The 23,386-nt window shown below is 38.8% G+C and carries 25 protein-coding genes and 1 tRNA gene; 2 read left to right on the forward strand and 24 right to left on the reverse strand.

Translation table 11 applies throughout. The features are described from left to right. Positions 1–5 precede the first annotated feature (5 nt). From gpmI to TY13_RS12695, 6 genes are all read right to left on the reverse strand, one after another. Positions 6–1,544: a 2,3-bisphosphoglycerate-independent phosphoglycerate mutase gene (gene gpmI / locus TY13_RS12670; protein WP_042476519.1), complete on the reverse strand. Its 1,539-nt coding sequence runs from the start codon at positions 1,542–1,544 to the stop codon at positions 6–8. Continuing rightward, positions 1,537–2,298, reverse strand: coding sequence for a triose-phosphate isomerase (gene tpiA / locus TY13_RS12675; RefSeq protein WP_042476522.1), 762 nt, complete (start codon positions 2,296–2,298; stop codon positions 1,537–1,539). Before tpiA ends, gpmI begins: the two co-directional genes overlap by 8 nt. A gap of 17 nt (positions 2,299–2,315) precedes the next feature. Beyond that, complete coding sequence (locus TY13_RS12680) at positions 2,316–3,500, reverse strand: phosphoglycerate kinase (RefSeq protein WP_042476524.1); 1,185 nt, start codon at positions 3,498–3,500, stop codon at positions 2,316–2,318. Positions 3,501–3,771: 271 nt separating this feature from the next. Continuing rightward, complete coding sequence (gene gap, locus TY13_RS12685; protein ID WP_042476527.1) at positions 3,772–4,779, reverse strand: type I glyceraldehyde-3-phosphate dehydrogenase; 1,008 nt, start codon at positions 4,777–4,779, stop codon at positions 3,772–3,774. 44 nt (positions 4,780–4,823) lie between these two features. Continuing rightward, positions 4,824–5,861 (reverse strand): sugar-binding transcriptional regulator, encoded by a 1,038-nt coding sequence (locus TY13_RS12690; protein WP_042476531.1) that lies wholly within the window; start codon positions 5,859–5,861, stop codon positions 4,824–4,826. Between the two features lie 300 nt (positions 5,862–6,161). Beyond that, positions 6,162–6,398 (reverse strand): glutaredoxin family protein, encoded by a 237-nt coding sequence (locus TY13_RS12695; protein WP_042476533.1) that lies wholly within the window; start codon positions 6,396–6,398, stop codon positions 6,162–6,164. An 88-nt stretch (positions 6,399–6,486) separates the two neighbouring features. Here TY13_RS12695 and TY13_RS12700 point away from each other — a divergent pair, with 88 nt between their 5' ends. Then, positions 6,487–7,107: a spore coat protein gene (locus TY13_RS12700; RefSeq protein ID WP_042476537.1), complete on the forward strand. Its 621-nt coding sequence runs from the start codon at positions 6,487–6,489 to the stop codon at positions 7,105–7,107. 384 nt (positions 7,108–7,491) lie between these two features. Here the strand turns inward: TY13_RS12700 and clpP are convergent, their stop codons facing one another. Then, a complete protein-coding gene (gene clpP, locus TY13_RS12705; RefSeq protein ID WP_042476540.1) occupies positions 7,492–8,082 on the reverse strand; it encodes an ATP-dependent Clp endopeptidase proteolytic subunit ClpP in 591 nt (196 codons plus the stop codon). 228 nt (positions 8,083–8,310) lie between these two features. On the opposite strand from clpP, the gene TY13_RS12710 reads away from it, so the two are divergent. Further along, a tRNA-Arg gene (locus TY13_RS12710) sits at positions 8,311–8,385 on the forward strand. Between the two features lie 337 nt (positions 8,386–8,722). Here the strand turns inward: TY13_RS12710 and TY13_RS12715 are convergent. From TY13_RS12715 to ppaX, 17 genes are all read right to left on the reverse strand, one after another. Continuing rightward, the gene (locus tag TY13_RS12715; protein WP_081796992.1) at positions 8,723–9,136 is read right to left on the reverse strand and encodes a GNAT family N-acetyltransferase; all 414 of its coding nucleotides are present in this window, start codon (positions 9,134–9,136) and stop codon (positions 8,723–8,725) included. Positions 9,137–9,144: 8 nt separating this feature from the next. Next, positions 9,145–9,402, reverse strand: a complete 258-nt coding sequence (locus TY13_RS12720) for an HPr family phosphocarrier protein (RefSeq protein WP_042476544.1) — start codon at positions 9,400–9,402, stop codon at positions 9,145–9,147. A 270-nt stretch (positions 9,403–9,672) separates the two neighbouring features. Next, the gene (gene whiA / locus TY13_RS12725) at positions 9,673–10,614 is read right to left on the reverse strand and encodes a DNA-binding protein WhiA (protein WP_042476546.1); all 942 of its coding nucleotides are present in this window, start codon (positions 10,612–10,614) and stop codon (positions 9,673–9,675) included. Positions 10,615–10,655: 41 nt separating this feature from the next. Beyond that, a complete protein-coding gene (locus tag TY13_RS12730; RefSeq protein WP_042476548.1) occupies positions 10,656–11,633 on the reverse strand; it encodes a gluconeogenesis factor YvcK family protein in 978 nt (325 codons plus the stop codon). Positions 11,634–11,637: 4 nt separating this feature from the next. After that, entirely contained in the window at positions 11,638–12,519 is an 882-nt protein-coding gene (rapZ, locus tag TY13_RS12735) for an RNase adapter RapZ (RefSeq protein WP_042476550.1), read from the reverse strand. Between the two features lie 24 nt (positions 12,520–12,543). Then, positions 12,544–13,008 (reverse strand): NUDIX hydrolase, encoded by a 465-nt coding sequence (locus TY13_RS12740; protein ID WP_042476553.1) that lies wholly within the window; start codon positions 13,006–13,008, stop codon positions 12,544–12,546. A gap of 250 nt (positions 13,009–13,258) precedes the next feature. Next, entirely contained in the window at positions 13,259–14,203 is a 945-nt protein-coding gene (trxB, locus tag TY13_RS12745) for a thioredoxin-disulfide reductase (protein ID WP_042476555.1), read from the reverse strand. Between the two features lie 78 nt (positions 14,204–14,281). Then, a complete protein-coding gene (locus TY13_RS12750; RefSeq protein ID WP_042476557.1) occupies positions 14,282–15,802 on the reverse strand; it encodes a tetratricopeptide repeat protein in 1,521 nt (506 codons plus the stop codon). 147 nt (positions 15,803–15,949) lie between these two features. Next, a complete protein-coding gene (hisIE, locus tag TY13_RS12755) occupies positions 15,950–16,573 on the reverse strand; it encodes a bifunctional phosphoribosyl-AMP cyclohydrolase/phosphoribosyl-ATP diphosphatase HisIE (protein ID WP_042476561.1) in 624 nt (207 codons plus the stop codon). Further along, a complete protein-coding gene (hisF, locus tag TY13_RS12760) occupies positions 16,570–17,328 on the reverse strand; it encodes an imidazole glycerol phosphate synthase subunit HisF (RefSeq protein ID WP_042476565.1) in 759 nt (252 codons plus the stop codon). Before hisF ends, hisIE begins: the two co-directional genes overlap by 4 nt. Continuing rightward, the gene (hisH, locus tag TY13_RS12765; RefSeq protein ID WP_042476568.1) at positions 17,322–17,930 is read right to left on the reverse strand and encodes an imidazole glycerol phosphate synthase subunit HisH; all 609 of its coding nucleotides are present in this window, start codon (positions 17,928–17,930) and stop codon (positions 17,322–17,324) included. The genes hisF and hisH overlap by 7 nt, the downstream gene beginning before the upstream one ends. Next, the gene (gene hisB, locus TY13_RS12770; RefSeq protein WP_042476570.1) at positions 17,927–18,517 is read right to left on the reverse strand and encodes an imidazoleglycerol-phosphate dehydratase HisB; all 591 of its coding nucleotides are present in this window, start codon (positions 18,515–18,517) and stop codon (positions 17,927–17,929) included. The genes hisH and hisB overlap by 4 nt, the downstream gene beginning before the upstream one ends. Position 18,518: 1 nt before the next feature. Next, on the reverse strand, positions 18,519–19,799 hold the full coding sequence (gene hisD, locus TY13_RS12775) for a histidinol dehydrogenase (RefSeq protein ID WP_042476573.1): 1,281 nt from the start codon (positions 19,797–19,799) through the stop codon (positions 18,519–18,521). Between the two features lie 16 nt (positions 19,800–19,815). Beyond that, positions 19,816–20,439: an ATP phosphoribosyltransferase gene (gene hisG / locus TY13_RS12780; protein WP_042476574.1), complete on the reverse strand. Its 624-nt coding sequence runs from the start codon at positions 20,437–20,439 to the stop codon at positions 19,816–19,818. Further along, positions 20,436–21,620 carry an ATP phosphoribosyltransferase regulatory subunit gene (locus TY13_RS12785; protein ID WP_042476577.1) on the reverse strand — a complete coding sequence of 395 codons (1,185 nt, stop codon included), beginning with the start codon at positions 21,618–21,620 and terminating at the stop codon, positions 20,436–20,438. Before TY13_RS12785 ends, hisG begins: the two co-directional genes overlap by 4 nt. Positions 21,621–22,231: 611 nt before the next feature. After that, complete coding sequence (locus TY13_RS12790) at positions 22,232–22,738, reverse strand: acyltransferase (RefSeq protein WP_042476579.1); 507 nt, start codon at positions 22,736–22,738, stop codon at positions 22,232–22,234. A gap of 5 nt (positions 22,739–22,743) precedes the next feature. Next, positions 22,744–23,379 carry a pyrophosphatase PpaX gene (gene ppaX, locus TY13_RS12795; RefSeq protein ID WP_042476580.1) on the reverse strand — a complete coding sequence of 212 codons (636 nt, stop codon included), beginning with the start codon at positions 23,377–23,379 and terminating at the stop codon, positions 22,744–22,746. Positions 23,380–23,386 lie beyond the last annotated feature (7 nt).

Below are 23,386 nucleotides of genomic sequence, written 5' to 3' on the forward strand. Positions count from 1 at the left end.
TAAACTTATTTTGTTGTCATAATTAATGACTTACCTGTCATATCAGCCGGTTGTTCCACTTCAAGCAGTGCAAGTATTGTTGGTGCAAGGTCTGCTAAAATGCCGTCTTGCTCAAGCACTACATCGCGTTGTGTCACAATGACTGGAACAGGATTTGTTGTATGAGCTGTCATTGGTAAATCATCGAGTGTAATAACCTCGTCTGAATTGCCATGGTCAGCGGTAATAATTGCTGCGCCGCCTTTGGCAAGTATCGCATCAACTATTTTCCCTAAGCATTCATCAACTGTTTCAATTGCCTTAATCGTTGGCTCTAGCATACCGCTATGTCCAACCATATCAGGATTTGCAAAGTTTAATAGTATCGCATCAAAGCGCTCAGCTTCAATTGCGTCAAGTAGTGCATCTGTTACTTCATATGCGCTCATTTCTGGCTTTAGGTCATATGTTGCTACTTTTGGAGAAGGAATTAAAATGCGCTCCTCTCCAGGGAATTTATCCTCACGTCCACCACTCATGAAAAATGTTACATGGGGATATTTTTCAGTTTCAGCGATGCGTAGCTGTGTTAAACCGTTTGCTGAAATTACTTCCCCTACAGTATTTACTAAATTATCGTTTTCATAAGCAACGATTGCATTCACTTCATCACTATAATGTGTAAATGAAACGAACTTTAAGTTTTGTGGATGCTTTTCTGATAGCTTAAAGCCGTTAAATGCTGAATTCGTAAATACTGTTGAAAGCTGAATCGCGCGGTCTGGTCGGAAGTTGAAAAAGATAACTGCATCATCTGTATCAACTGTCGCAACTGGTTGCCCTTCCTTTGTTACAACGAATGGTACAACAAACTCATCCACTACCTCACGCGTATAGGAAGACGCTACACCTGCATTAGCAGTTGCTGCCGTTTGACCAACGCCATCAACTAATGCTTTGTAGGACAGCTCCACACGATCCCAACGTTTATCGCGATCCATTGCATAGTAACGACCGTGAATCGATGCAAATGCACCAACGCCAATTTCAGCCATTTGCTTTTCTGTTTCTTCGATATATTCTAGCGCTGTTGTTGGTCCAACATCACGCCCGTCTAAAAAGCCGTGTACATAGACATCCTCCACACCATTGGCCTTTGCTAGCTTTAATAGTGCAAAAAGATGCTCATAATGGCTGTGTACACCACCATCAGATAAAAGCCCCATTAAGTGTAGCTTCGAACCATGCTTTTTCACATGCTCCACTGCTTGTAAAAACGCTTCATTGCGGAAAAAATCGCCTTCACGAATCGATTTATTAATACGAGTTAAGCTTTGATAGACAATGCGACCTGCACCGATATTTAAATGCCCAACCTCTGAATTTCCCATCTGTCCATCTGGCAGCCCTACCGCCTCGCCACTAGCTGTTAATGTAGTGTGAGGGTAGGCATTCCAATAACGATCAAAATTCGGTTTATTTGCTTGCGCAACAGCATTTCCTTTTACTTCATCGCGCAAGGCAAAGCCGTCTAAAATAATTAATGCTACTGGCTTTTTAGGCATTTGCCCCCGCCTCCAATAATTTTATATATGATTCTGGCTGTAAGCTTGCGCCACCAACTAATGCACCGTCAATATGCTCCTTGGAAAGCAGCTCTACAATATTGTCTGGTTTTACAGAGCCACCATATTGAATACGAATCGCTTCTGCAACCTCGCTACCAAATAGCTCCTCTACAACTGCACGGATTGCGCCACATGTTTCGTTGGCATCATCAGCAGTTGCTGTTTTACCTGTGCCGATTGCCCAAATTGGCTCATAGGCAATGACCATATGTGTCACTTCTTCCCCAGTGAAGCCTTGTAATGCTGCACGAATTTGCGTTGACACTTTCGCTGTCGTTTGGCCAGCTTCACGTTCCTCTAGCGTTTCGCCACAGCAAATAATTGGTACAATACTGTGATTTAAAGCTGCGCGTACTTTTTTATTTACTGCATCGTCTGTTTCATTAAACATTTCACGGCGCTCTGAGTGACCTAAAATAACATAGTCTACACCTACGCTTGCTAACTGTGCAGGGCTTACTTCACCAGTAAATGCTCCTTCATTTTCAAAGTGCATATTTTGTGCACCAATTGCTAGCTCTGAGTCGCTCTGAATTTGTACAAGTATTGGTAAATAAAGTGCTGGTGCACAAACAACTGCATCAACTTTATCATTTGATGGAATTTTATCTTGTAATGCTTCTACAAATTCCACTGCCTCATCAAATGTTTTATACATTTTCCAGTTTCCTGCAATAATTGGTTTACGCATTTTTTTGCCTCCAATAATTATTTGTCGTTTAATGCTACGATGCCTGGAAGCTCTTTGCCTTCCATTAACTCTAAGCTTGCACCGCCACCTGTTGAAATATGATTCATTTGGCTTGCTACTTCGAATTTTTCAACTGCTGCTGCTGAATCGCCACCACCGATTACTGTGTAGCCTTCTGTTGCAGCCATTGCATCCGCAACAGTTTTTGTACCATTTGCGAATTTCTCCATTTCAAACACGCCCATTGGACCATTCCAAATAATTAGTTTTGATTTTGCAATAACTTCTGCATAGCTTGCTGCTGTTTTTGGTCCGATATCAAGACCCATCCAGCCTGCTGGAATTGCATCAATATCTACTACTTGAGTAGCTGCATCCTTTGAAAACTCATTTGCTACAACAGCGTCGATTGGCATATGTAATTGCACGCCTTTTTCCTTCGCCTTGTCGATAAAGCTTTTTGCTAGTTCGATTTTATCTTCCTCTAATAAAGAGTTACCGATATCATGGCCTAAAGCTTTAATAAATGTAAATGATAAGCCCCCACCGATAATTAAGTGGTCTACTTTTTCTAATAAATTTTCGATTACGCCAATTTTATCCTTAACCTTCGCCCCACCAATAATTGCTGTAAATGGACGCTCTGGATTTGATAATGCTTTGCCTAAAACATCTAATTCTTTTTCCATTAAGAAGCCCGATACAGCAGGAATGAATTTGGCAATTCCTTCTGTTGTTGCGTGTGCACGATGCGCCGCTCCAAATGCATCATTCACATATACGTCAGCTAATTTAGCAAAGGCTTGCGCTAGCTCAGAATCATTTTTCTCTTCACCCTTATGGAAGCGAACATTTTCTAATAAAATAATGTCTCCCTCTTGCATCTCAGCAATCGCTGCTTCTACCGCTTCACCAATCGACTCGTCTAATTTCGTTACAGGACGCTCGATTAATTCTGCTAAGCGCGTTCCTACTGCTGTTAGGCGCATTTCTTCGTTCACTTCACCTTTAGGACGACCTAAATGAGAGGCTAAAATTACTTTTGCACCAGCCTCAACTAAATATTGAATTGTTGGTAATGCCGCGCGAATACGTGTGTCATCTGTAACACGACCATCTTCCATAGGCACATTGAAGTCAACACGTACAAATACGCGTTTCCCTTTTACTTCTACGTCTTTCATTGCTTTCTTTGCAATCATGAAAAATCCTCCTCTAACGTCTAGGCAGCAATATTATTTCTACCTTTATAGTATCAAAAGCCATTATGTATGTCTTGCGAGGGCTGTATGTTTTAATATTTTTTACAATCCAACACGCTTTGTAAAAAAAGAGCGATTCGGTAAACCGCTCGCTCTCGTTTCCCTCTATACATTATAAAGGCTATATAATATAAAGGCTATACTTTTTCAAAGGTTAGCTGATTAATATGACATACTTTTAACAAAAGTATGTCATATTAATTATAAACTATTATAGACCTTGCTCAGCTACGTAAAGAGCTAAGTCCATTAAACGTGTTGAGTAGCCAATTTCATTGTCATACCAAGAAATAATTTTTACCATTTGGCCTTCCATTACCATCGTTGATAAACCATCAACAGTTGAAGAAGCATGGTTACCGTTATAGTCGATTGAAACTAATGGTAATTCGTTATAATCTAAAATACCTTTTAATTCGCCTTCAGAAGCTTCTTTTAATGCAGCGTTTACTGATTCAACAGTTACTTCACTATTTAATTCTGCAACTAAATCTACGCAAGATACGTTTGGTGTTGGTACACGCATTGAGAAGCCATCAAGCTTGCCTTTTAACTGTGGTAAAACTTTAGAAACTGCTACTGCTGCACCTGTCGTAGTTGGAATCATTGACACTGCTCCAGCACGTGCGCGACGTGGGTCAGAGTGCGGGAAGTCAAGAATGCGTTGGTCATTTGTGTATGAGTGAATAGTCGTCATCATACCACGTTTAATACCAAACTTTTCATCTAAAATTTTTGCAACTGGTGCTAAACAGTTTGTTGTACATGAAGCATTTGAAATAACATGTTGTGTTTTTGGATCATACTCTGTATGGTTTACACCCATTACGAAAGTTGGCATTGCACCTTTAGCTGGCGCTGAAAGAATCGCTTTTTTAGCACCTGCTTCTACGTGCTTCGATACTTCTTCCATTGAACGGAAGTGACCTGTACATTCTAAAACTACATCAACTCCTAGCTCGCCCCATGGTAAATTAAGCGGATCTTTCTCTGCATATACGCGAACTTTTTGGCCATTTACGATAAATGCATCTTCCTCAGCTTGTACGTCTGCTTCATAGACACCGTGTACTGAATCGTATTTTAGTAAATGTGCTAATTGACCAGCATCTGTTAAGTCGTTTACTGCGACAACTTCAAACTCATCATGTTTCATCGCCTCACGAAATACTAAACGACCAATACGTCCAAATCCGTTAATTGCTAATTTTAATGCCATGTGAAATTCCTCCAAAAATTTATTTATAAGAGCTCTGTGGCTCATTATAGATTTTCTAAAATTGCATTTGCTGCACTTTCATCAGTAATAAAAACAGTATTTTTTATTGGATTTTTAAAATATGCTTGTATTGATTTTGCCTTACTTGCACCTGCTGCAATAGCGAGAATTAAATCGCTTTGCTGCACCTGCTCTAGCTGAATACCAATTGTACGAATATGGTGAACAATTTGCCCTTGTTCATCGAAATAATAGCCAAATGCCTCACCAATAGCACCTTTTTCAAGCAATAATTGCTTGTCTCCCTCACTGCTTTGCCTACGATCAGCCATCTCCATCGCCTCTCCAATGCCATGAATAACAATATTGATATTGTCATAGAGTTCAATCATTTCCTTAACGATTGGCTCATCCTTCATTGCACTGTAAGCTTGCTCACTTAAATGTTCTGGTAAAAATAGCGTGCGATATGTTGCATGACATCGCTCAGCAAATTGTGCAACGAGCGTATTAGCCTGCATTGTCATTTCATCACCAATCCCACCGCGAGCAGCGATAAACTGTGCGTTCTGTAAAGCTTTATGCGGCTGTAGATACGGTCCAATTGAACCAACTGAGCTACCACCTGTAACTGCTATTTTGCAGTTTGGCTGTGCCCTTTGCATCACAATCGCTGCAGCTTCTTTTCCTATTAAGGAATAGGTGCTTACGTCCTGTTCAATATCGCCAGGAACGATAATGACTTGACTAATTTGAAGCGCTACCTTTAGCTGTTGCTCTTTTTTGGAAATACCCATCAATTCATGGAACAATGTTTTTAATTGCTCTAAAACGGTATACCCCAGTTCTGTGCAAACCATGCCTTTTACTTGAATTTGAATTAATTGCTGCTCACTTAAAATTTGCGTTTCTTTACGAACATCGCGTTCTGTAAGCTGCAAAATATCAGCTAAAGCCCTTCTTCCAATTGGGCTTTGTAATGCGATTGCTTGCAATAGCCTGAAACGCTTTTTGAGCAATTCATCCATTTCGGGTAGCAGTTTACGCTGCACTTCATATAAAGAATTACCGTTCAAAAACATCACCTTCCATTAAGTGAAACTTCAATCAGCAAGGATTTTAGACATCCATTAATGATTGTTAGTTTTCCACTAATCGGGCATTTATAGACAAGTGATTTGTATTTATTTTGTACAATTTTATTCTTGTCCATTAGTACGAAATAAACAGTTGGTCAAATTTCGTCCCGCCATTCAAAAAATGTCCCACACGAAGTAAAAAAAATTACTTCTTGTATACATTATATATGGAGATATAAATTTTGGCAATTATTTTGTCTAAAGATTTCGAATGAGTAAGAATAATGACTTCTTGAAGCACTGTCACTCTTGCAGCGCTTCAAGCAATGTTACGTAATCAAGTATGCCATATTGAACAATCTGATTATTATAAGTAACGACTGGAATCATCAGCATGTATTTTTCATGTAACGTATCGTTTTCTTCTATATTTATAATATTGAGTTCAAAAGCACAATCCTCTTGTACGAGCTTCAATGTAAGCAAGCCTTCCTCACATAAATGACAATTTGGCCTTGAATAAAAATTGATGGTTTTCATTGGTATCCCTCTTTCAATTCTCTATGTATAAAATAGCACAAGTTAGCCAACCTATAAACTGTACGACATTTCGATAGGAGGAAAAATTATGACAGGCGATTTTCAACAACAACAACAGCAACAACAAGCAATGGGTCCACTTTCTACAAATCATGGCGGACATGAACTTTTTGATGTACATGAAGTTTTAGGCGCAATGATTGGTGGGTTAAACCAATGTATTTTGCTACGTGACCACGTACAGGACCCTGAGCTATTGTCTATTATGGACAAGCAATATGCATTTATGCTTGATGAGTACAATATTACAGTTGAAGCATATAAAACAGGGCATGACCCACAACACCCTACACGCTCTTACAATATGCAAACAGGTAATGATTTCAAATATGGCATCTCACCGGGTGAGCCAAAAAAACCAATGCAGGCTGCTAACGAGCTAGATGATGCAACTATCGCTGGATTTTTATTAAGCATTCACAAAGCTGGCGCAAAAGGCAAGACAGCAGCAGCACTTGAAACGTGTAACCCTGTATTACGCCGTGTGTTACAGGACTCTGTACCAAACTGTATTGAAATGGCTTATGAAATATCTATTTATCAAAACAAGAAGGGCGACTACCAAGTGGCACAATTAGCAGGTCCTGATATGCAAGCAATGCTTAATATGTATGGTCAAGGCCAGATGGCAAAAAACATGCCAAACTAAACTAATTGACCTGTCGGAAAAGCAGAACCCCCATTATAATCCCCCAAACTTCTGAAGCAGATCAATGACAAAAATTAGCATCTTCTCCCCCCAGGAAGATGCTAATTTTTTTATTGTGAGTTATTTGCGATTTCTCATGATTTATCTGCGCTTTTCTCAAGTTATCTGCGGATTTCTATGACTTATCTGCGCTTTCCTCAAGTTATCTGCGGATTTCTATGATTTATCTGCGCTTTCCTCAAGTTATTTACGACTTGCTCAAGTTAGCTACACTTTTCCAAATTCAAATAAATACTTTATAATCAGTAGCTTGCACACTTTTTCTTTAATAAAAAAGCAAAAGGCGTTTTCTTGCTCGAATGCCTCTTGCTTCTATTTTTATAATTATTTCACTTGATTACGTTCGATAATTTCATCGATTAAGCCGTAAGCTTTTGCTTGTTCAGCAGTCATGAAGTTATCACGATCTGTATCGCGAGAAATTGTTGCATAATCTTGACCTGTTTTTTCAGCCATAATTGTGTTTAATTTTTCGCGTAAGTGTAAAATGCGCTTAGCAGCGATTTCAATTTCAGTCGCTTGTCCTTGTGCACCACCAAGTGGTTGGTGAATCATTACTTCTGCATTTGGTAATGCAAAGCGCTTACCTGGTTCACCAGCCGTTAATAAAAATGCTCCCATTGATGCAGCCATACCGATACAAATCGTTTGTACTTTTGGTTTAATAAAGTTCATTGTATCGTAAATCGCCATACCTGCTGTAATTGAGCCACCTGGAGAGTTAATGTATAAAGAGATGTCTTTATCTGGATCTTCAGCCTCTAAAAATAACAGCTGCGCTACAATTGAGTTTGCTACATTGTCATCAATTGCGCTACCTAATAAAATAATACGATCTTTTAGTAAACGTGAATAAATATCGTAAGCACGCTCACCACGGTTTGTTTGTTCAATTACTGTAGGAATTAAATTCATAAAAAAATCCTCCTTTATAAAAGGTAAATTCGTGTACTAATTTGTTAAAAAAGCTAAGCTCCTTCAACTGTATTCTTATCATACACGTATTAGTCAAGAAAGGTCAAATATAAACTCTGCAAATTTATCTTGAAATATTCTGCTAGGGTTTGTATAATGGGAAAGTCGTTAATTTTTGCGTATACGATGATTTTATCACCATTCAGAGCTTTGCACAATTTTGCATTTGTCCTCGTGGTGTAATGGATAACACTGAAGATTCCGGTTCTTCCACTGGGGGTTCGATTCCCTCCGAGGGCGCCATTTTACTGTTTCAATATTATTTTTTTATAGCAAGACCTGATTTATGAGTGGTTAGTTTAGCAGCCTAATTTACTCATAAAAAGAGGCCAATGGATAAGGATGCCATCACACTGTACCGATTTATCCTTATCCAGCTCTCTTTAAACTACTTATGATTGACTTTTTTAATTCATGACAACTATCATTTGAATATAAATTAGCGAGCAATAAAAGTTTATCGGTTTTTTAGATAGAAGGGTGTGTCTAAACGTTATTTTTAGGCACGCCCTTTACATCTATTTTCAAGTTAAAAAAGCGGTCAAAGGACAGGCGCCGTTTGACCGCAACAATATATCATTTACTTTTTCAAAAAAATTTCATGAAGATCTGCATTTGGATAGTATAAAGAACCGAACTCCTCATACCCATTCTTCTTATAAAACTCAGGCCCTTGGTAATCAAAAGTTTCAAGACGTATAACTTCACAGCCGAAGCCATGTAGGTCTGCTTCGATTACGTTTAAAAGCTCTGTGCCAATTCCTTTATGGCGATAATTTTCATCTACCCATAGTGTATCAATATAGCCTATTTTATAGTATGAAGCATAACCGAACACACCACCGATTATTTTTCCATCGTCCTCAACTACATGTTTAAAAGCAACGAACTCTTTTTCTTGTAAGAGTGGTTTTTTTCGCAAATTATACTTAATCAATTCGTCCTCAACAAATTGAATTTCTTCACTTGAGGCTTCCCTACATTTATACATCATTTTCTCTCTTAATCTTCCTGTTCAATAAATTCTGTTAATGCAGCAACTGCTTTTTCTGCATCATCACCAGCAGCTATTAAAGTTACTTGTGTACCTCTTGCAATTGCTAAACTCATAATACCCATGATAGATTTAGCATTTACTTTTTTATTATCCTTTTCTAAAAAAACATCAGATTTATAGCGATTTGCTTGCTGTACAAAAAGCGCTGCCTGTCTCGCCTGCAATCCTGATTTCAATTTGACTTCTACCTGATTTTCAACCATTCCCTTTTCTCCCTTTCCTGTACTGTTCATCTATATCAATTACACTGAGGCTAACTCTAGTCCAACACGATGTTAGTTACCCAGCCGCTACCACAAGGGTGTGGTGTCTTTAGACTGAGTTTCCTTCTATCGGTGAATGCTTGAATCTTTACCGCTTCACAGAAAGCGTTCACTGAATCAAGATAACCTTATCTTATCGAATTGATAGAAAAAGGACAATGCCTATACACCATATTTTGTATTCGTTTTCAAAATTTTTTTACTGCTACTTTATATTTTTTCTCCACGTCGAAGTGCTTCAGCAATTTCATCGATTTTGCGTAAACGATGGTTAACGCCTGATTTACTTACAACGCCTGTCGATACCATTTCGCCTAATTCTTTTAATGTGACATCCTGGTATTCTACGCGTAGACGTGCGATTTCGCGTAGCTTTTCAGGCAATTGATCTAGCCCAATTGCATTATCGATATAACGTATATTTTCAACTTGGCGCAATGCAGCACCAATCGTTTTATTCAAATTCGCTGTTTCGCAATTTACAATACGGTTTACGCTATTGCGCATATCCCTTACGATGCGTACATCTTCAAATTTCAACATCGCTTGATGTGCACCAACTAAGCTTAAAAAATCTGAAATTTTTTCTGCCTCTTTTAAATACGTAACAAATCCTTTTTTTCGTTCAATTGTTTTGGCATTTAGCTGAAAAGTATTCATTAGCTCTGCCAACGCCTCGCCGTGCTCTTTATACAACGAATAAATTTCTAAATGATAGGATGATGTTTCGGGATTATTAACAGACCCTCCTGCTAAAAAAGCGCCTCGTAAATATGCCCTTTTATGACTGTTTTTCTGAACAAGTGACTCAGCGATTGCATGGTTAAATTGAAATTCATCTGAAATAATTTGTAAATCTGTTAACAATGCACGAGCATCTTCTCGCACCCGACAAATATACACATTATTTTTCTTTAAACGCATCTTTTTACGAACAAGTAGCTCTACATTATACGGATAAAGCTTTTTGACAATTGTATAAAGTCGTCTCGCAATGGCAGCATTTTCTGTTTGAACATCTAAGCTAAGTTGGCGATTTGTAAATGATAAAGAGCCATTCATTCGAATTAATGCGGAAACTTCCGCCTTTAAGCTCGCATCATCTACGTCTACCTGTGTCAGCTCTTTTTTAGTTTCTGATGCAAACGACATTAATGCCTCCCCCTTTCTTAATAAAGAATAAAGTAGCAATATTAATTTTTCTTTTTCTTCTGCTTTTGTTCGCTATATTCTTCTAACCACTGCGCTACATTTGTTGCATGGTGACGCACAGTATTATTTTTAATAAGTGCGATTTCCTTTTGAACCACTTCAATTCCCATTTGCTCGATGCGTTCAATATCAACAACAACTGGCCCCGCATTTTCTGTTTGATAGCTTTCAATAACAGATTGCGGCATCATAAAGTCATTTACTAATACCTTTTGAATAAATGGTGCCTTTACATGCGCATGAATTGCTTCAATATGATCTGCCGCGCTATATTTCAGCGTTTCCCCTTTTTGTGTCATTAAATTACAAATATATATTTTCTCAGCTTTCGAACGGATTAGAGCAGTACCTAATTCCTCAACTAATAAATTCGGAATAATACTTGTATATAAGCTACCAGGACCAATTAAAATATAATCCGCGCTATGAATCGCGCGAATAGCAGCTGGTAAAGGAGCTACGTCTGTTGGCGATAAAAATACACGCTTAACTGCTGATTCTGCTTGTGGAATGCGCGATTCCCCTTCTATGTAAGTCCCATCTACTAGTTCCGCATGCAATGTCACTTTTTTATTAGAAGCAGGTAATACTTTCCCATGTACATTAAGTACCTTGCTCATCTCAGCAATAGCATAACTAAAATCACCAGTAATATCCGTCAGTGCTGTAAGCATTAAATTTCCTAATGAATGTCCACCTAAGTCTTCCGAGTTAGAGAATCGATATTGAAACATTTGTTCAACTAACGGTTCCACATCAGACAGTGCAGCAATTACATTGCGTATATCGCCCGGCGGTGGAATATCGTAGTCATCGCGAAGGCGCCCTGAAGACCCCCCATCATCCGCTACAGTAACGATGGCAGTAATATCAAAGGGCTTCTTTTTTAGCCCCCGTATTACAGTGGAGAGCCCTGTCCCTCCACCAATGACTACGACTTTTTTATTGCGTTTTTCCATCCCATCAAGCCTTTCTGCGATTAATATCTCGATGCGTCACCACCGTATGCTCAATTTGACTAAGCAGCTTACCAAAATATTCAGCTAATGTCACAGAGCGGTGCTGGCCACCCGTACAGCCAAATGCAATAACTAGCTGAGATTTACCTTCTTTTTTATAAAGTGGAACCATAAATTGGAACAAATCTGTTAGCTTTGCGATTAACTGCTGCGTCTCCTCTGTCGCTAAAACATAAGAGGAAACCTCCGTTTGCAAACCTGTTTTTTGACGTAGTTCTTCAACATAATATGGATTTTTCAAAAATCGCACATCGAATACCAAGTCCGCATCAATCGGCATCCCATGCTTAAAACCAAAAGACATAACATTCACTGAAAAAATGGGTTTACTCGAAAGCGCAAATTTACTAGTAATAATTTCACGCAGCTCTCTTGGCTTTAGTGTCGATGTGTTAATAACTGTTTTAGCCTGGCTTTTAATTTCTGCAAGTAATTGGCGCTCTAATTTAATACCGTCTAAAAGCAGACCTGCTGGTGCTAAAGGGTGTGAGCGTCGAGTTTCTTTATAACGTCTTACAAGTGCCTCATCGTCAGCATCTAAAAATAAAATATTCCCTTGAATATCTTCTTGGTTTGCTAATTCATTAAGAACATCTGATACAGACTCAAAAAACTGATGTCCCCGTAAATCCATGACCACTGCTATACGTGAAATTTTTCTCTCCGAATCACGCATTAACGCCAAAAATGTCGTTAACAGTTCTGGTGGGATATTATCGACGCAATAAAAACCTAGATCTTCAAAACTTTGCACTGCTACTGTCTTTCCAGCACCAGACATTCCTGAAATAATTACTAGCTCCTGTGCGTTTGTTTGACTACTCATATCGACAGTTCTCCCCTCATTTATTTATTCTTGTGAATTTTGTATCGTTTCACTTAAAAGCTCAAATTGCTCGGTATATTCAAAGGTACCGTATTGCATCCCTTCATTTGATGCAACAAACAATAAATTCGTTCGATCGCCTTCTGCCATTGGTAGATGGTGCAATTGATCAATATCAAACCAGCTGAGTATACCTTCCTTCGTTTCCTCATAGGGTACCCCGTCAATACCATGCGCGACAAAAGTATAAAGCATCCATTCATTTACAATTTCTTGCTCTCGTTTAATTACCATCGTATAAACACCTTTTAAATGAACATTTTTTGGCGTTGTATTCGTTTCCTCCTGAAATTCGCGGATTGCTGCCTCATAAATCGATTCACCGCTCTCCATTTTACCACCTGGCGCAACATACCAGCCACGTCTTGGCTTTTGCAATAATAATACTTTACCCTCATGTATTGCTAATAAATTGGCGATTCTTTGCATAAATTTCACCTCAAATCAATTGCTATTTATGTTAATTATACATTGCTTCTGGGTTCATCACCAAAAAATGTGGTCAATAAAATACATACGCTGTTCATTTAATTGAAAGATACACCAAAACACAAAAAGAGGTTGCTTCTGCAAATAAGCAGAAACAACCTAAAAGAAAATTTCAAAAAGGGAGATTCACTAATACGTTTAGTATACCTTTTTATTGTTGCAAGAAAGTTACAGCAATATTAAAGTTCAATTAAAGATTATGTTTTTCCTTTAATTCTTCAATAAAATGCTGCGCTGATTGTGCAGCGATACTACCGTCACCTGTCGCTGTTACGATTTGACGTAGCATTTTATCACGCACATCTCCAGCTGCAAAGATCCCTGGTACAGCTGTTTCCATTTTTTCATTCGTTACAACATAGCCTGCTTCATTTAAAATATTTAAGTGTGCGAATGGTGCAGTTAACGGTACCATACCAATATAAACGAATACACCATCTGTTTTTACGTTTGTTTCAGTACCATCCACTGTAGATACTAGTGTCACGCTACCTACTTTACCATTATCCTCATTAATTTCTTTTACTGTTGCATTCCAAATGAAATCTACTTTTTCATTTGCAAATGCGCGGTCTTGCAGAATTTTTTGAGCGCGTAGCTTATCACGACGGTGTACAATTGTTACTTTTTCTGCAAAGCGTGTTAAATAAACACCTTCTTCAACAGCTGAGTCTCCTCCACCAACAACAATCAAATTCTTTTGCTTAAAGAATGCCCCATCACATACTGCACAGTAACTTACACCACGTCCACCAAGCTCTTGTTCACCTGGTATACCCATTTTTTTGTATTCTGCACCTGTTGTAATAATAATAGAACGAGTTTTATATTCCTTCTTACCAGAAATAATCGTTTTATATTGCTCACCATCAATGATTTCTGTTACATCACCGTAAGCATATTCAGCACCGAATTTTTTCGCGTGCTCAAACATTTTTGTTGATAATTCTGGGCCTAAAATATGATCAAAACCTGGATAGTTTTCAACTTCTTCTGTATTAGCCATTTGACCACCTGGAATACCGCGCTCAATCATTAACGTAGATAAGTTAGCGCGAGATGCGTAAACCGCAGCTGTCATACCTGCTGGACCAGCTCCAATAATGACTACATCATAAATTCTTTCCTCTGTCATAAAAAAATCCTCCTCAGAACTCGACTACTAGACTGCATTCATCGTATACAATTCAAAAGCTATATTCAAATAAAATGCCTATTCGAACTCTGTTGGTACAAATGCTAGCAATTCAGTCATATATTTTGTTAATGTCGCTACACTAACTTCATAGTTTTCTGCACATTTCTTTTTTGTAACATTGTCCCCCATTGCAGATTGCAGCATATAATCTATTGCTGCAGCAATCGCGATAGGGTTTTTAAAGGCGTAATTTGAACGTAGCGCTAGTTCTCCAATCGAAAACCATAACTGCAATGCAGAAGCCGCTGTATAATTCAGTTGACCATGTACCTCTAATAATTTTTCAGCTACTTCTAAAAAACGAACAAAGCTTTTTTCATATTCTGTTTGCCTTTCAAACTGATGCCCAAGTGAATAAGCTAAACAGAGCTTTTCTACTTCATTATATTCCTCAATTTCAATCCATTTAGGGTGAGCAATAATTTCTTGTTTGTGTGGCGAATGCTTTAAAATAAAAAGTCCGAATAAGCGATCAGATGTATATTTACTATTAATTTTCTCAATAATTAACTCACGATTTTTTTCTAGTGATTGCTCCTCAGAACTTAATGCATTCATATGCCACGGCTCTAATCCTTCCTTTGAAGGATCTAAAGCAAGCAACGATTGCCAAGCAACCTTTGCAATCTCCTCCTGCTGTGAGAAGTAAGCCGACTGCGCTAACCAATAATAAAAGCCTGGATCGCCTTCATAGCCTCGTTTATGCATAGAGCGCAGCCATTTATAAGCAGTTTCATATTCGCCTATTAAAGCTAAAGTAGCACCAAGCTTATAACGGTTTTCCCAATCATAAGGCTGAATTTTTTTCAGCAACGCCATTAGCTCTTTAAGCTCTTCCTCCGCTTTCTCGTAATAGGCAAAAACCGCCAAATTACAAAGGGCATGTAGGTTGCCGTGATTTTCACGTAAAACATGCTTTAATAACGCATGTGCCTGCTCTGCTTCTCCTATATAAAAATATGCGAGCGATAGATTATTATAGGCTGGCCATGCATCTGGGAATTTTTCAATAAGCTCTTCAAGTACTTCAATCGCTTTTGGAAAGGTCCCTTTCTCCATAAGACGGCGGGCCTTTTCCTGAGCAATTAGCTTTTCGGCCTCTTGCTCATCAACATCTTCTGATATATTTTGCTCATATTCTACGAAATCTAAAATTTCATACGCATCAAGTGCATACATACCATCTGGCTCTTGCGCTAAATATTGCTCCGCGTATTTTTTAGCATCGCTCATTAAGCCTAGGCATCCCGAGACATCTGCTAATAAAAAGATAATTTCTGCATCGCTTGGTTCCAAGCTATGCGCTGTATGAATCAATTCATAAGCATGCTCATAATTTTGGGCCTCTATTTCTAATAGACCATACTGTGTTAAAACACGTACATCAGCTGGATTTAATTCCTCAGCACGCTTTAAATATTTATATGCTTTATCAATTTGCTCCTTTTCAAGTGCCTTTATTGCTTTTTCATAATAATAATCACCGGTTGGCACAAAGGAGACGATGTTTTCTTTTTTTTGTTCTTTATTTTCCAACAATATTTCCTCCGAAACAAGAAAAATAAGGAACGTAATTTACGCTCCTCATATAAACATATTTTATTATAGCACAAACAATTTAATAATCATTGATTTATACATTTCTACACATAATTTTTGTTTTAGGAGAAAAATTTGCTACGCTTATACTTCTTGCTTCTTTTGATGTCTTTCCTCTAACACCTTTAATACTTCATAAATGTCTACTTTTTGCTCCTGTAATAACACAAGCAGATGATAAATTAAATCAGCAGCTTCCCACTTCACTTCTACCGCATCACGGTTTTTTGCAGCGATAACAACTTCCATCGCTTCCTCGCCAATTTTTTTACCAATTTTATCGATGCCCTTTTCAAATAAATATGTCGTGTAGGCACCTTCTGGCAAGTCATTTTCTCGCTCTTTAATAAGCTCGCTCAACCTAGATAACATACTAACTGAGCCAACCTCCTCATTTTTCACAAGCGCTTCAGTAAAGCAAGAGTTTGTGCCTGTGTGGCATGCTGGCCCTGCTGGTAACACTTCTACCACTAATGCATCACGGTCACAATCTGTCATAATAGAAACAACTTTTTGCGTGTTACCACTCGTTGCCCCTTTATGCCATAACTCGTTGCGTGAGCGTGAAAAGAGCCATGTTTCATTTGTGGCAATCGTTTTCGCTAAAGATTCCTCGTTCATGTAGGCAACTGTCAGTACTTCTTTCGTTTTAGCGTGCTGAATCACAGCCGTTATTAAACCTTGTTCATTAAATTTAACATCAATCATCGCACACAAACTCCTTTATTGTGTAAATAAGCTTTAATGGCTGCTACACTCGTCTCTTTATAATGAAAAATGGATGCTGCTAATGCTGCATCGGCATCAGCCTGCTGTAAAACTTCCATAAAGTGCTCTGCATTGCCTGCACCACCACTTGCAATAACAGGTACTGTAACGGCATCACGGATTGCTTTTGTCAACGCTAAATCAAAGCCTGTCTTTTCACCATCGCGGTCCATGCTCGTTAATAAAATTTCTCCTGCTCCTAAGCGCACCGCTTCCTGCGCCCACTCAATCGCTCGCCACGTTGTTTTATTTCGTCCACCATGCGTATAAACCATCCATGTGCTATCTTCTTCACAAAAGCGTGCATCAATCGCTACCACGATACATTGTGAGCCAAAATAATCTGCGCCTTCTTGAATAAGTGTAGGTTGTTCCAATGCCGAAGTGTTAATCGACACTTTATCCGCCCCAGCACGCAATATGCGCTTCATATCTTCTAATGTACGAATACCTCCACCAACCGTGAATGGAATCGCAAGCTTAGCTGCTGTTTGGCGCACAACATCCTCCATCGTAGCACGCCCCTCATAGGAAGCTGAAATATCTAAAAAAACAAGTTCATCCGCTCCTTGCTCATCATAAAATGTCGCAAGCTCTACAGGATCACCTGCATCACGTAATGATTCGAACTGAATGCCCTTTACAACACGACCATCCTTTACATCTAAGCATGGAATAATACGTTTCGTTAACATTTTTTTACCCCTTCCAACCATTGCTGCAATAAAAACAATCCAAATTGGCCTGATTTTTCAGGATGGAATTGCATCCCTGTAAAATTATTTTTCGCTACAATGCCTGGCACCTGTACATCATAATAATCAGCAAATGCCATAAGCTCCTCTGGCTTTATATCTTTTGCGTAAAAGGAATGCACAAAATAAACGAAACGCTCCTCTTGTAATGTCGTCAACCAGTTTGGCATATGTGCAAACTGTAAATCATTCCAGCCCATATGTGGAATGCGTGGTGCATTCGTAAATTTGGTAATGCGTCCTGAAAAAATGCCAAGCCCCTCTGTCGTTGTTACTTCATCACTTTCCTCAAATAACAATTGCATGCCAAGACATATGCCAAGTAACGGCTTTTTTGTCGACTGAATAAAGGAAGCTAGCCCTGTCTCCTGTAGGCGTTTCATCGCATCTGGAAATGCCCCAACACCTGGTAAAATAAGCGCATCCATCGAATTTAATTGTTCTTTATTAGCAGTAATAACTGCATTAATACCTAGTCGCTTTAGCGCCTGCTCAACGCTAAATAAATTGCCCATTCCATAATCGATTATGCCAATTTTCACGCTAACAGCCCCTTCGTTGACGGCACACCTTTCACGCGCGGATCAATTTGAATGGCGTCATCAAGTGCTCTTGCTAATGCCTTGAAGATTGCTTCAATAATGTGATGCGTATTATGTCCGTACGGCACGATAACATGAATATTCATACGAGCCTCTAATGCAAGCTTCCATAAAAATTCGTGCACTAGCTCTGTGTCAAATGTCCCTACTTTCTCTGTTAAAGTCGGCACTACTCGATATTCTAAGTGCGGACGATTTGAGCAATCGATAATCACTTGGGCAAGTGCATCATCCATTGGTACGAAAGCATTGCCATAGCGCTTAATTCCTTTTTTATCCCTTAATGCCTCACGAACTACCTGCCCTAAAACGATACCAATATCCTCTGTTGTATGATGTGCATCAATATGTGTATCGCCGTCCGCTACAATTTTGCCATCAAATAAACCATGCTTTATAAATAAGTCGAGCATATGATCCATAAAAGGTACGCCTGTCGCGATGTGTGCCTGCCCTTCTCCATCCAAATTTAGCTCTACTGCAATTTTCGTTTCATTTGTGTTGCGTTCGATTTTTGCGTACCTCATGTCATATCTCTCCTTTTTCCCAGCCGCGCGCTTCAACCGCTCTGGCGTGACCCTCTAATCCTTCTAATCTCGCAAGACGTGCAATTTTGGGTGCATTTTGTTCCCATGTTTTCTCGCTATAATAAATGACGCTCGTTCGCTTAATAAAATCATCTACATTTAAACCACTTGCAAAGCGTGCTGTGCTATTTGTCGGCAATACATGGTTGGTCCCTGCGAAATAATCACCAACAGGCTCCGAACTGTAACGACCGATAAAAATTGCCCCAGCATGCGTAACCTTTTGTGCATCTGCCTCTGCATTCATCGTAATAATTTCTAAATGCTCTGGGGCTAATGAATTGATTGCTGCAATCGCCATTTCCATAGTTTCCGCTATATAAATATGACCAAAACGCCCAATTGCTTGACGCGCAATACTTTCTCTCGGTAGTGTAGCTAATTGCTTTTCTACTTCCTTCTCTACTCTTTCTGCGAGCGATGGACATGTTGTAATTAAAATCGCACACGCTAATGTATCATGCTCTGCCTGCGATAATAAATCAGCAGCTACCTCGTCAGCATAGGCTGTTTCATCAGCTAATATGGCAATTTCACTTGGTCCTGCAATCATATCAATTGCTACCTCCCCAAAAACCTCACGTTTAGCTAAGGCCACATAAATATTGCCAGGGCCTGTAATTTTATCTACTGGCGCAATCGTTTCAGTACCATAAGCCAATGCCGCAATCGCTTGCGCTCCACCAATTTTATAAATTTCCGTCACCCCTAAAATGTGTGCTGCAACAAGCACTGCATCTGGTAGCTTTCCATTCTTACTAGCTGGTGAGGTAATCACAATACGCTTTACACCTGCTACCTGTGCAGGAATAACATTCATTAGTACCGATGAAGGATAAGCTGCTGAACCACCTGGTACGTACAGTCCTACCGCATCTAACGGAATAATGCGCTGCGCTAAATAAGAGCCGTCCTTTAAAGGAAGCTTATAACCTGTACGACGCTGCTGCTCATGGTAAAGGCGAATATTTCTTGCCGCCTCTGTTAAATCTGCCAAAAGCTCTGTATCAAAATTATTCACTGCCTCATTTATTTCCTGTTGTGAAACACGAAAGTCAATTAGCGCAACACCATCCCATTTTTCACTATACGCTCGAATAGCAGCATCACCTTGCTCCTTAACATTCGCAAGTACCTCACGCACTACTGCTAGCTGCTCTTGATTGCCTCCCTCTAATGGGCGCTTTAATGAAATACTATTTGTTAACATTGTAATTTGCATTGCTTAGCCCTTCTTCCTACTCAACACATTTTCTTAAGCGACTTACTAAATCTCGAATACGCATACTTTTTAGGCGATAGCTTACAGGATTCGCAATTAAGCGAGATGAAACATCTGCGATACGCTCATATTCAACAAGTCCATTTTCTTTTAGTGTGCGACCTGTCGAGACAATATCGACAATTCGATCTGCTAGTCCTATCATTGGCGCAAGCTCAATGGAGCCATTTAGCTCGATAATTTCAACCTGCTCACCGATTTCTTTATAGTACTTTGTCGCAATATGTGGATATTTTGTTGCGATACGTGGTGCCACTTCATTCATTATTGTATTAGGTAAACCAGCTGACGCAATATAGCACGCACTAATTTTTAAATCCAACAACTCAAGGATTGTGCGTTGCTGCTCAAGTAAAACATCCTTTCCTGCGATACCAATATCAGCTACGCCATGCTCTACATAAACAGGTACATCCATTGGCTTCGCTAAAATAAAACGAATATTTTCTTCTGGAATTTCAATCATTAGCTTTCTTGTATCTTCCATATCTTCAGGCAATTGAAAGCCGGCATTTTCTAGTATTTTACAAGCTTCAGTAAAAATGCGCCCTTTTGGCATCGCAATCGTTAACTCTGTCATTGCTGCCCCTCCTCTTGTATACCGTAATCTGCAGGATTCAAATAGATAACCTCGCTAAATTGCGCTTTATATGCTGCTACATTTGTTAAACTGCTAATCGCCTGCATTGTCACGCGACGACCATCTATTCGCAAATTGTTCGCACACTTTAATGCTTCGTTATATAAAGCCGGCTCGAATAAAAGCAAGGCTGTTGCTAATATGGATTCACGCACTTGGACTACTTCTAATAATCGATCTACACGTAATCCAAAGCCAGTCGCCCCAACTTCTGACCCAAAATGTGCGAGCAATCCATCATAGCGCCCACCATTACCGAGAGGAAAGCCACTGCCTGCTGCAAACACTTCAAACAGCATACCCGTGTAATAATTCATATGGCTTGCTAATGTAAAATCAAAGGTAATATAGTCAATTAAATTCGCTTGCTTTAAGAGTTGCTCTAGCTCATACATATATGTCAATTCATTTTGATTTACTACATATTTCTCTATATTAAGGACTGACTTAACGTTCACTGCTTCTTCAATAAACTGCAATAAAATCACGCTATTTTCCTTTGGTAGGCCAAACGATTTTACCGCTTCTTCAAATCCTACATAGTTGCGTTCAACTAATAATTGGCGCAAGACATTCATTTGCTTATCATTCGCTGTATATTGCTGCAATATTGCCTGTAATACACGAGCATGTCCAATCGTCAGTGTGAAAGCTTCAACACCTAATTGTTGAAGTAATTGAATAGCCGTCATTATAACTTCTGCATCTGCAAAAACAGAAGAATCGCCAATCAATTCAATGCCCATTTGCTCAAATTCAGCTGGACGGCCCCCCTCTGTTTGCTGTGCACGAAACACACTCGCAAAATAAGCAAGGCGCTGCGGAATTTTTTCTTTTAATAATTTCGCTGTTGCAATACGTGCAATCGGTGTCGTCATATCAGGACGCAAGACTAGCATATTGCCTTGATTATCTACTAGCTTGAAAAGAGAAGCATCATCAATAGCTGAGGCTTTCCCTACTGTATCGTAATATTCCACAGATGGCGTTTTTATAAAATCATAGCCATGGGCATATAAAAAATGTCGTCCTTTCTCTCGAATTGCTTCTAGTTTTTCATAAGTTTGTGGAAATGTATCACGCATTCCAAGCGGTTTTTCAAATAATTTAATCGTAGACATAGTCACACACCTCAATACACTTTAGTTCACTAGTGTGATAGTATAATAAAGCGAAAATATTGTCAAGCTTCACCTTACTCATTTTCCCAAAATTATGTCTTAACAAGGTGCTACTTTTAAAACCTCCAGTAATCCTCAAATTAACAAATTTGAAATTTTGCAATATAAAAGGCTTTTATCTTTTAAAGACAAAGCTTTTTATTTGTCGCTGCAATTTTTCGGAGTATCTGCGTCTTTTTATGACTTATTTGCGGGTTTCTTGAGTTATTTGCGCTTTTCTCGATTTATTTGTGACTTCTCTTGAGTTATTTGAGTTTTCTCTTAACTTATCTGCGCTTTTCTTGAGTTATCTGCTTTTTCTCAAGTTATCTGCGTTTTCCCTTTGCTTGAGAAAATAAGAAGGATAACCTCAAACATCTTTGTTAGAAAGAGGTTACCCAGAAAATTGACATCAAATTTGGCACCTAGCTATTTTTGAATTGAAAGAAACTAGTTTCTTCAATCGTTTAAAGAACTACTTACTTTTTCTAAATGATCAACATATTAATAAAAAAGAAAAAGTTGTCCAAAAGAGGCGTGCTAGCCTGCTTTTCGGACAACTCCCATTTCCATTATTTTTTTCTTGCTGCCATTTCTTCTGCGGTGAAAATAATGCGCATTGGATTGCCACCGACCATGCTTCCTGCTGGTACATCTTTATGTACTAGCGTTGCAGCAGATACAATTGCGCCATCGCCAATTTCTACTCCTGGTAAAATCGTTGAATTTGCTCCAACCATTACATTGCTACCAATTTTCACATCACCTAAACGATACTCATCTATTAAATATTCGTGTGCTAAAATTGTTGTATTAAAGCCTATTATTGAATTTGCTCCGATTGAGATGCGCTCTGGAAACATTGTATCAGGCATGACCATTAATGCTAATGATGCTTTCTCACCTATATCCATGCGTAGAAAGGTGCGATAAAGCCAATTTTTCATCGCCATAAATGGTGTGAAGCGTCCTATTTGAATAAAAATAAAGCATTTCATCACCTTCAAAAAGGACACTGTGTTATAAACATGCCAAAGCGAATTTGCGCCCTCTATTTTATAGCGCTCTGTTCTTCTCATAAGCTTTACCCTTTCACAATTGTTAATAAATCTGTCATATGCTGTAGCATATAGGTTGGAGAAAATTGCTGTAAATAATCCTCTCCCTTAAAAGACCATGCTACACCAGCAGTTTTTACTCCCGCATTATGTCCCGCTTCAATATCATGTGAATTATCACCAATCATAATAACATCCTCTTTTGCTAATTGCATTTTTTGCAATGCTAATAAAATTGGCTCTGGATGTGGTTTTACATGCTGTACACTATCATACCCAATAATATGCTCAAATAATTGCTCAATACCTAACACATTTAAGCCACGCTTAACCATTTCACTACGCTTCGTTGAAACAATGGTCAATCTTATGCCTTGTGCATGTAGTTTCTCTAATGTAGAAACGACACCATCATATTGAGTTACGAGCTGATCATGATGCTCCAAGTTCCATTTACGATAGCTTGCAACCATTTCATCTACAGCATCTGGTGCAATTTCATTAAACGTTTCATGTAATGAAGGTCCGAGAAATTTTATGCAATCTTTTGGCGAATATTGCCCAGGAAATTTTTCTTCTAATACATGCATAAATGTTTGAATAATTAATTCATTCGTATTCAATAAAGTACCATCAAAATCAAATAATAATGCTTTTACCATCGTTAAT

It is taken from the genome of Bacillus ndiopicus, assembly GCF_000612805.1.
Classification (GTDB): domain Bacteria; phylum Bacillota; class Bacilli; order Bacillales_A; family Planococcaceae; genus Metasolibacillus; species Metasolibacillus ndiopicus.